General features: G+C 63.5%; 5 protein-coding genes and 4 pseudogenes. 4 read left to right on the top strand and 5 right to left on the bottom strand.

Annotation, left to right across the window (positions count from 1 at the left end):
• The first annotated feature begins 787 nt into the window (after positions 1–787).
• The 4 genes from AB0O67_RS23885 to AB0O67_RS23870 all read left to right on the top strand — a co-directional run bounded on the left by AB0O67_RS23885 (position 788) and on the right by AB0O67_RS23870 (position 5955).
• Positions 788–2137: an MFS transporter gene (locus AB0O67_RS23885; protein WP_365453391.1), complete on the top strand. Its 1350-nt coding sequence runs from the start codon at positions 788–790 to the stop codon at positions 2135–2137.
• A gap of 538 nt (positions 2138–2675) precedes the next feature.
• Positions 2676–3464, top strand: coding sequence for an alpha/beta fold hydrolase (locus tag AB0O67_RS23880; protein ID WP_365453388.1), 789 nt, complete (start codon positions 2676–2678; stop codon positions 3462–3464).
• 318 nt (positions 3465–3782) lie between these two features.
• Positions 3783–5000, top strand: coding sequence for an acyl-CoA dehydrogenase family protein (locus AB0O67_RS23875; RefSeq protein WP_365453385.1), 1218 nt, complete (start codon positions 3783–3785; stop codon positions 4998–5000).
• Between the two features lie 496 nt (positions 5001–5496).
• Positions 5497–5955, top strand: a complete 459-nt coding sequence (locus tag AB0O67_RS23870) for a hypothetical protein (RefSeq protein WP_365453382.1) — start codon at positions 5497–5499, stop codon at positions 5953–5955.
• Positions 5956–6076: 121 nt separating this feature from the next.
• Here AB0O67_RS23870 and AB0O67_RS23865 read toward each other — a convergent pair.
• The 5 genes and pseudogenes from AB0O67_RS23865 to AB0O67_RS23845 form a co-directional block, all read right to left on the bottom strand.
• Positions 6077–6495 (bottom strand): annotated as a pseudogene (locus AB0O67_RS23865) (transposase); the annotation flags it as partial.
• 657 nt (positions 6496–7152) lie between these two features.
• A pseudogene (locus tag AB0O67_RS23860) lies at positions 7153–7380 on the bottom strand (S8 family serine peptidase); the annotation flags it as partial.
• 18 nt (positions 7381–7398) lie between these two features.
• A pseudogene (locus AB0O67_RS23855) lies at positions 7399–7548 on the bottom strand (IS5/IS1182 family transposase); the annotation flags it as partial.
• A 98-nt stretch (positions 7549–7646) separates the two neighbouring features.
• Positions 7647–8039 carry a hypothetical protein gene (locus AB0O67_RS23850; protein WP_146192681.1) on the bottom strand — a complete coding sequence of 131 codons (393 nt, stop codon included), beginning with the start codon at positions 8037–8039 and terminating at the stop codon, positions 7647–7649.
• Positions 8040–8055: 16 nt separating this feature from the next.
• Positions 8056–8812, bottom strand: a pseudogene (locus AB0O67_RS23845) (transposase family protein).
• Between the last annotated feature and the right edge of the window lie 312 nt (positions 8813–9124).

Below are 9124 nucleotides of genomic sequence, written 5' to 3'. Positions count from 1 at the left end.
AGGTAAGAACGACTCCAGTCGCTCCCACTCCGCATTCGTCAGATCACCACGTCCCATGCAGCCACCCTGGCCCCAACACACCACTCACGGAAGGCAATCCGAGAAACAGCGCCTAGCCCTGGCGGAGTGGTCTACCGGACGCGAACGGCGTCGCTGGACGAACCCGAGCTCGACCGGGTAGCTGCTGCTGGAGCGATCCCTGACACGGTTCGTCGCCAACGGCGAGCCGGGATGCCTGTAGCTGGATCCTCAAACTTCATTGGGTTAGGCGCTGTTTGCAGCACTGACCACAGCGGAGAATCCGCCACCCGAAGCCTGACAGGGACTCGTCAACTCCTTAGAGTGAATAGCGACCTGTGAGGCTTGGGTCGGGCGACGAGGAGTCTGCCACCGCCCGCCGCACCTGCCCTCTGCCTGTGTGCGTACCTGCCGCGCCGTCATGTCGATTCATCCAACGGACGAGTGTCCGTTCAATGGCTTCTCGCATCGCATCCGAATGATTACTTGGCGACCGACGGACTGTCAACGATACGCAAAGCTTGATGATCAGAAAGTGATATTCGGTCAAATCTCCCCATACCGTTGCCTGACCGGAGTCGGCTGGCCTTGACATGGTCCACAACGACTCACAGACTCGTGCGGACACTTGTCCGTGCAGCGGACAGTCTTGTGTGGGTGAGCGGATACCCTTCGACCAAGGCGGCAGCGGTGACGCGCCATGGCCTCCCTGCACACCACCTGTGATTCGCGGCTCGAGCCGCCCAGACCGTTGCCACGGGAGGCAACTGTGACTGCTACTGAACCGCCACTCGCCGAGGGCGTCGCATCGTCGGGAGACGCATCCGCCGGAACGGACTCCGGCGCAGCGCTCTACGGCAAGATCGGCCGACGGCTCATTCCGCTCATTTTCGCTGGCTACGTGCTTGCATACCTCGACCGGATCAACATTGGATTCGCCCAGCTCCAAATGAAGGAGGAGCTGGGTTTCAGTGCCGCGGTCTACGGACTCGGCGCGGGTTTGTACTTCGCCACCTACTTTCTTTTCGAGGTCCCGAGCAACCTATGGATGAAGCGCATCGGGGCCCGGCTGACCCTGTCGCGGATCATGATCCTGTGGGGCCTGACATCGGCCTGCATGCTTCTTGTGCAGACGCCCACTCAGTTCTACGTCATGAGACTGTTGCTGGGAGCCTTCGAGGCCGGCTATGCGCCGGGCGTGATGCTGTACCTGACGTACTGGTTCCCCAACAACCGCCGGGCTCGGGTGATGGCGCTCTTCCTGTGCGGCAGTCCCATCGCAGGTGCCCTCGGTTCGCCGCTGTCGGGCTGGATCCTGCAGGGGATGGACAAGGTTGCAGGCATGGGCGGCTGGCAGTGGCTGTTCCTTATCGAGGGCCTGCCGAGCGTGGTGCTGGGGGTCGTGTTCTTCTTCGTCCTGCCCGATGGACCCGACAGGGCGAAGTGGCTGACAGACGGCGAACGGCATCGCATCGCCGACGGCTTGGAACGGGACAAGGCGCCGGGGGTGTCAGCGCACGGATTCGTCAGCGCCCTGCGAGACGTCAACGTCTACGTCACAGCCCTTGCCTGGTTCACTGTCGTGTGCGGCATCCAGGCAGTGTCGTTCTGGATGCCGCTCATGCTGAAGGACGCAGGTCTGAACTCGCCCGCGCAGATCGGCGCCTGGGCTGCCATCCCGTTTGCCTTCGCCACGGTCTCGATGATCCTGCTGTCCCGTCACTCGGACAAGACAGGTGAACGTCGCTGGCACACAGCCATTCCATGCCTGACAGGCGCTATGGCCCTCATTCTGCTGTCGTTCGCGGAAAAGAACCTGGGACTGTCAGTGCTCGCACTGGCGATGCTTGCCTGCTCCGTCTATGGTGCGATGCCGATTCTGCTGTCAATCCCCGTCAAGTATCTGGCTCCGGAGGCGCGTGCCGGCGGCATCGCACTCGTCAATTCCATCGGTCTGTCGGGCGGCTTCGTCAGCCCCTTCATCCTGGGCTGGGTCAAGACGCAGACAGGCAGTGTGAACAACGGGTTGTACTTCATGGCGGGACTGCTTGTGATCGGAGCGGTGCTCACCCTCACGGTCATACGTACGAGCCCACAGGTCAGTCACGCGCCGTCCTGAGCATCTGATAGCCGCACCAGCCAGGAAATACAACCACCCTGGTTCGAGGGCCGCGCCGTCAGTCAACACTGCGGCTCGAGCGGTCGCGGACGAGGAACGTTCCCGGATGAACACTTGGGAAATTCAGGAACGACCAGTCATGTAATTTGGGAACGCGATCGAGTCGTCGAGCTTGCGTGATGCAGTTATCGCCCCCATCAGTGCGACCTTCGCCCTCTGCGGCAGTGGCGTCGGCTGAGTGGCAGCGCTGTAACTTGACTAATCGTTCCATGTGCGGTCCACTATCACCAGCACATGTCGTCCCCACAGGGACCGGTCTTGCTCGGGATGTCTCGCACAGCGGTCGTGCCCCGATCAGGATTGCGCCTGGCCTTAGCAGAGACACCCGCCCACACCATGGGTGCCTCTCATCCAGTTCTGCGCCCCCGCGTTGCGTGCTGACGCCACCGGGCTCCTCCTTGCACAGCCATCTCAGTGACTGCCATGCGGCCCGCTCTCAAGCAGATCAACGGCACATGTCTCTATGCGAAGGAACTTGATGAAAGTCGAACAGCACCTGATCGACGGGGTGTTTGTAGAGCACGTGGCACCCAGCGGCCTGGCCACAGCGCCGCCGATCGTGTTCATCCACGGTGGCAGTCACGGCAGTTGGCTGTGGGACAACTGGACGCGCCACTTCGCCGGCCTTGGCCGCCACTGCTACGCTTTCAGTTGGTTCAATCACACCGGCTCCAAGGCACTCCCCACCGAGGAGTTCGTCAACCGAAGCATGCTGGATGCGACGGAAGAACTCGACATCGTGGTCAGGTATGCCGGTGAAGCGCCCGTACTCATCGCACACAGCATGGGCGCAGCGGTGGCCCAGAAGTACGCTGAGGACCATGCAGTGCAGGCCCAGGTACTACTGGCGCCCGTACCGTGCACGGAAAGCAAGGGCGAGGCGATACAGGTCCCCGTCGACCTGTCCGCACCTTTCCCGCCGATGCCCTTCGAGACGGCCGTGGACTGGTTCTTCACCGGCTGTTCGGAAGACGATGCCCGCCGTTACCACGCGCTGATGCCTGCCGAGTCACCCAGGGCAGTATGGGAAGCCGCGCAGCGCGGCGCCGCCATCCAGCTGGACCGGACCCGAATCAGCGGACCTATGCTCATGGTCGCCGGGGGACAGGACATCGTCTCACCCGCGGAACTGGTGCGGCAGCATGCCGCCCATTTCGGCGCCGACTATTTGTATCTGCCCGACCGCGCACACAGCCTGATCCTGGAACCGCGCTGGTTGGACGTTGCCAATCGCATCGACTCATGGCTTGCACGTGAAGCCTGGTAACCAACTTCCCGAGCACAATCAACAAGATCCCGCCAGCCGGCGAAGCAGAACGGCGCACGACACTCACAGCCGGCCCAACCTGGCCGAGACGATCCAGCCCTCCAGCGGCGCGTGAAGCCACGGTCATGCTCGCAATCCGCTGCAACCCTCGGACCTCTTGCACGGATAACGCACCACGTGTAGCTGACGCCCCGCGTCATACGCGGCAGGACTGTTTTACGGCACAGCAAAGACGAGGGCATTGTGCCACCACCATTTCTCCACACGGTGCCCCCTGGACCCGGGGCCCGCGTTTCGATCTGCGCACAAGGTAGATACATGGTGAAACACTTGAGCTCGCCGACCACGACAGGCGAGCAGCCCGAGCAGGACGTCAGAGCAGAACTGGTTGCGCGGGCCACAGCCCTTCAACCCTTGCTACGGGGGCACTCCGCACGCGCAGAGGCGGAACGCGTGCTCCCCGCCGAGGTCGTCGACGCGATGGCTGAAGCCGGGATATTTCGGCAGCTGACTCCGAAACGCTACGGAGGCTCCGAGACCGACTTGCGCACTTTGATCCAGGTGTCGGAAACGCTGGGCGAGGGAGATGGCTCAGCCGCCTGGGTCGGGATGATTATCGCGGTGACCAACTGGCTGGCATGCCTGTTCCCCGACCAGGCTCAAGAAGAGGTTTTTGGGGCCGACGCCGACGCGCGTGTAACTGGTGTCGCAGCGCCTACGGGCGTGGGTGAACGGGTAGCAGGCGGGTGGCGCGTCAGCGGCAAGTGGTCCTACAACTCAGGCGCCCCCTTCGCCACATGGGCAGCACTCGGCGTGCTGCTGAAAGACGACAGGGGCGAGATCTCGGACCATTCCCTTGCCCTCATCCCCGCCTCGGAGCTTGCTTTCGAGGACACATGGCACACGGCGGGCATGAAGGCGACAGCCAGCGGCACTCTCGTCGGACAGGACGTATTTGTGCCCGAGCATCGCGTGCTGTCGGTGCCGGCTGCCGCCGAAGGCATCTATCCGCGCACCACACGTGACACAGCACTCTACAGTTCAGCCTTCGGGCCGATGCTCGTGCTCTGCCTGACAGGGCCCCTGCTCGGCCTGGGCCGCGCCGCGCTGACCGCGGCCCGCGAGGCAGCCGTGACAAAGCCGCTGTCGTTCACTGTGCATAACAGCCAAGCGGACTCGGTCGGCGTCCAGATGCAAGTAGCCGAGGCCGCGCTGAAATTGGAGAGTGCCCGTCTGCTCGTCTATCGGGCGGCAGACGAGGTGGACAGGGGAGCCCACGGTGGGCCGCTGAGCCTTGCCACACGGTCGCACATCAGGGCGCGTGCCGGCTTCGCGGCCCAACAGGTCGTCGAGGCGATCAATGTGCTCGCGAATGTGCACGGTTCATCGGCGTTCGCCGACAGCAACATCCTCCAGCGGATTTGGCGAGATGCCAATGTCGCTGCTCGTCACGCCGGGCTGATTCCCGCCGTCGGCCTGGAGGTGCACGGAAAATCACTGCTCGGTGTCAGCGAGCGTGTGAGCTTGATGCTGTGAAATAGGCGCAGTGGGGCCGTTGCGACCAGACAGGCATGCGTCCGTCGAGACTCGAACCAAACCTGCTCAGCGCACTTCACGGCTGGCCGGAAGAGCCCTGATCGGGAGCAGCCATCGGCGGGCCGATCGTGCGCTTCACCCCAGGGCGAGTCACCAGTGACTCAAAGCCGAGGCATCATTAGCGGGACTGTGCGGTCGACTGCAAGATCCCGGTTCAGGTTGGCGGAGCTGGCAGGACGGTTTCAAAGCCGCGTCCGGATTTATTCAAGATGACTAGTAGGAAGAAAACGCACCCTGCCGCTCGTGGGCGTGTGAACCCGTACGGTTCCGAATTGTTTTCGGTGACGACGGGGGAATTGCTGTGCCCGCAGGATTTCTAGCGGTCGCGGCGGGAAATGAATTCGTATATTCGTGTTCTGAATCACTAGATTCCGATTCGTATCTCTCATGAGAGATATATAAGATGATCGACGACAGTTGATCATGGTGGTTGTGAGTGGAATACGTCAATGAGCGGATTCGGCTCGCGATCTCCAACGTCCTGGGAGGAAGCATGAACTCGCACATCAAGCAGACTTTGGCCGGACTCGCCATATCGGTGGCGGCGCTGGGACTTGCCTCTACGACGGCAGGAGTCGCTGCCGCTGCTGAGAACACCGCAGCGAAGGCATCGACGGGCCTCTCCATCTGCGTGGACGCCTACTTCGCTAATCAGTCGTGGGGGTGCCACATGAACATGCAGCAGCGGGAGTACATCTACGACGTAGCCAACCAGATCGGCCCGGGCTTCCAGGACGCTATTTCGTCCATCAGGAACACGACTGGCCGTGACCTCTGCTTCTGGGAGCACAACAACCACCAGGGCGACTACTTCAAGATTCGCGCTGGGTACGAGGTGGCCAATCTTGCCGGTTCCAAGTTCAACGACGCGGTTTCCTCTTGGAAGCCCTGCTGACCTGACCTGGGCAAACTGCCTGTTGCAGCGGCGCGCAGGTTGGGTGCCACAGGATGAAGCTGGCTAGTGAGTCCTGCAAAGAAGCCGGCCCCCGGGGATCGATGACCGATGTCCCCGGGGGCCGGTCCACCAGGGCGCGTCCGCGGGTGGTGGCGTAGGCGGCGAACACGCCGATCTGGCAGTTTTCGGTGCGGCCGGCGGTGCCGGAGTACTGGCGTTGCACGCCGGCCGAGGTGGTGCCCTTCTTGAGGAAGCCGGTGTCGTCGAGGATGAGGATTCCGTCGGGTTCGCCGAGCCGTTCGGCTACGTAGTACTGGAGGTCGTCGCGGAGCTCGCGGCGTCCCAGCGGGCGCCGTTGAGGAGCCTCTGGAGGCGGTCGGGGGTGCGGTGTCCGGCGTATTCGGCCAGCTGCCAGCCGTTCTTGCGGCCAACCGGACCCAGCAGCCCACGGACGTAATCACGCATCCTGCGGCGCGGCTCAACCCGCTTGAAGCGGTGGCCGGTACGCAGGAACAGTTCCTCGAGTTCGTCGTTCCAGATCTCAACTGCACGCTCGTCGATCACGCCGGGAGGCTGCCCGAACCGCTGCCACTATCAGCGGCGGCTGCACACGATCGAGGGGCGGTCCGGGAAAGAGAACCCGGGCGGACCATCAGCCCACTACACTCACCGAAACCACCCCTGAACAGGGAAAACGTCAAAGTGCTGCTGGAGTACTAGGGCGGCCCGGGCCATTCTTCTCATCGTTCTTCCTATCATTCTTACGTGAGTGTCCCTTGGGGCTGGTGCCGCACCGACCGCGGACCTGCGTAAGGCACGCCGTCTCTCTGCGACGGGCCGGGGACGACCGCCAGAGCACGTCGTCTCGCCATGACTGACGCGCGACCGTTCTCCGGGTTGCAAATAGGCCCTTCGTGCTCCCTCCGTCGTGGACAGTCACGAGAACGAAGCTCTCTGCCCGTCGACCGCGGCCTCTTCGCTGGGCCCTTCGTGTCACAGTCTGTCCCTCTCGTCCCACGTAGGCGCCCGGAGGCTCGTCGACCGAAACTGCAGAGAGCCGCCCAGACGACTGGAGGCCCATCCACAAAGGTGGTGCTGTGTTCGAAGATGCGGGTGTGCCTCCGTCGTCCCGACTCCGGGGGGCACACCGCAGCATCGCTTACAGGACCGTGATGTAGGCGCGGTCGATTGTCTGGGTCAGTGTGTTCCCCTTTCGGTCGGTGAGTTTTGCCCGCAGGGAGACAGAGCTGGGTCGTTGCCACCGGCGATGACGAACAAGGCACCCGTCTGCGCGGAGAGTTGGTTGACCGCTTCTTCCAGCGGATCGATACCAGGGGTATCCGTGCCGCCCAGACTCAGATTGACGACACGCGCCCCCTCGGCGACCACCCACTCCATCCCCGCGATGACACTGGAATCCGATCCACTGAGCCTTTTCCAACCTCAGTTCGAGACGTGGTGAAGGATCAGAACGGTCTTCACGATGCTGGTGATCCCGTTGGCACTGGAGCGGAGCTTTCGCAGGAGACGCCAGCTTTTTAAGGTGGCCATGGCCTACTGGCCGATGCATCAGATCCCAGCGTGGCTGCTGTGACGGAGGCGTACTGGCCGGCAGTCGCGCCCGCGCCCGCGTGGAGACGACGGAGCCTGACCCGGTGAGACGCACCGGGACAGGCCCCTCGCCCGTTCGTTCAGGAAGCCCGGATCGCCCGGTCGATCTCCGCGCCGGTACGGGCCACGACGACGGGCCACCCGTCCCTGAGGGAGGCGGGCAGAAGCTCGCGGTCCGCGTCCCGCTGAATCATGGTTGGCCCGCCCGGGACAACGAGCACGGCATCCAGCCGTCGCAGCAGGACGGCCAGGAGGTCCATGATCCCGTCCCCTCCGAAGCGGTTGAAGGTGATGCCGGTCGGACTGTTGAAGTACACACCCGCCTCCTCCCCCTCCGCCGTACTCACCAGCAGGAAGTCCGTCTCGGGGTCCTGCACCACTGCATAGGGGCCGAGGACCTCGTGCGCGGCACTCATGTCCAACGGCGCCGGCTCACCGTTCTCGAACCGGCACACGAAGATGTCAAAACTCATGAAGTCGTTTCTCACCTCAGGTCGAGAAGTGCTGAAGGACGACGACGGCCTTCACGATGTCGGTGATCCGGTTGGTACTGCAGCGGAGCTTCCGCAGAAGGCACCAGCCCTTCAGGACGGCCATGGCCTGCTCGCCGAGACAGCGGATCTTGGCGTGGTCGCTGTTGTGCCGCCGCTTCCAGCGTTTGAGTCGGCGGCCCCTGAACGGCACCCGGACGAGGCGCCCGGCGCCCTGGTATGCCTTGTCCGCCCAGCACTTCACGTCGGCTTCGGCGAGCGCGTCAATGATGCCGTGCTGCCGCGTGGCGGTCAGGTCATGGGTCGATCCGGGCAATGCCGGCGAGGCCCACAGCAGTCGGCCGAACGGGTCAGTGAGGACCTGAACGTTCATGCCGTGACGTTTGTGTTTACCGGAGTAGTACGGGGTGTCGGCGGCGATCCGGTCGATCGGCAGCAGGGTGCCGTCCAGGATCAGGAAGGCTTTCGCCCGTATGGTCTTCATCGCCTCGGTCAGGGTCGGCGCGGCGGCGGCCAGGAGGTCGATCACCTCACGTATGTATCGGTACACGGTCGCGACGCCGACGCCGAACCCGGCGGCGAGCCGCGCGTAGGTGTCCCCGCACCGCAGGTGGGCGAGGGCGAGCAGGGCCTGACGGCCGACAGGCAGCCGTCGCCACCGGGTCCCGATCTCTCGCTTGTCGGGCACGCAGCAGCGCGGTCAGGTAGCGCAGGGTGCCGTTGGACAGATCGATCGACGAAGGATAGACAAGCACGCGAAGCTCCTGGCGGACACGGGTGATCTTGATTGAGCACCCGTCTACCAGGGGCTTCGTCGTTCCGTACAGCTGGCAACCTCCAACACCTCACCGTCGCCGTCAGGTTGGAAAGGCTCACTGCCATCGTCACCCAGCACCTTGGCGTCCAGGATCCGCCCCCCGGAGCTACTCCCTTGAAGCCGCGCCCGGACGCTGCCCCGGTTCCGGCCAGGGTCGAGACGACATGGGTGCCGTGAACCATAAGGGTCCACCGTGTCGGCCGACTCGCTGAAGTTCGTTCGGCGACCTCCCGCCCGACCAAATCCGGAC

The sequence above is a fragment of the Streptomyces sp. NPDC086077 genome (assembly GCF_040686175.1).
In the GTDB taxonomy this organism is placed as follows: Bacteria; Actinomycetota; Actinomycetes; order Streptomycetales; family Streptomycetaceae; genus Streptomyces.
The sequence above is the reverse complement of the archived record's forward strand: the minus strand, read 5'-3'. Positions and strand labels throughout refer to the sequence as shown.

Excerpts from the sequence above, each read along its gene's own strand:
- AB0O67_RS23875 (WP_365453385.1), top strand. The coding sequence starts at position 3,783 with ATGGTGAAACACTTGAGCTCGCCGACCACGACAGGCGAGCAGCCCGAG.
- AB0O67_RS23880 (WP_365453388.1), top strand. The coding sequence starts at position 2,676 with ATGAAAGTCGAACAGCACCTGATCGACGGGGTGTTTGTAGAGCACGTG.
- AB0O67_RS23850 (WP_146192681.1), bottom strand. The coding sequence starts at position 8,039 with ATGAGTTTTGACATCTTCGTGTGCCGGTTCGAGAACGGTGAGCCGGCG.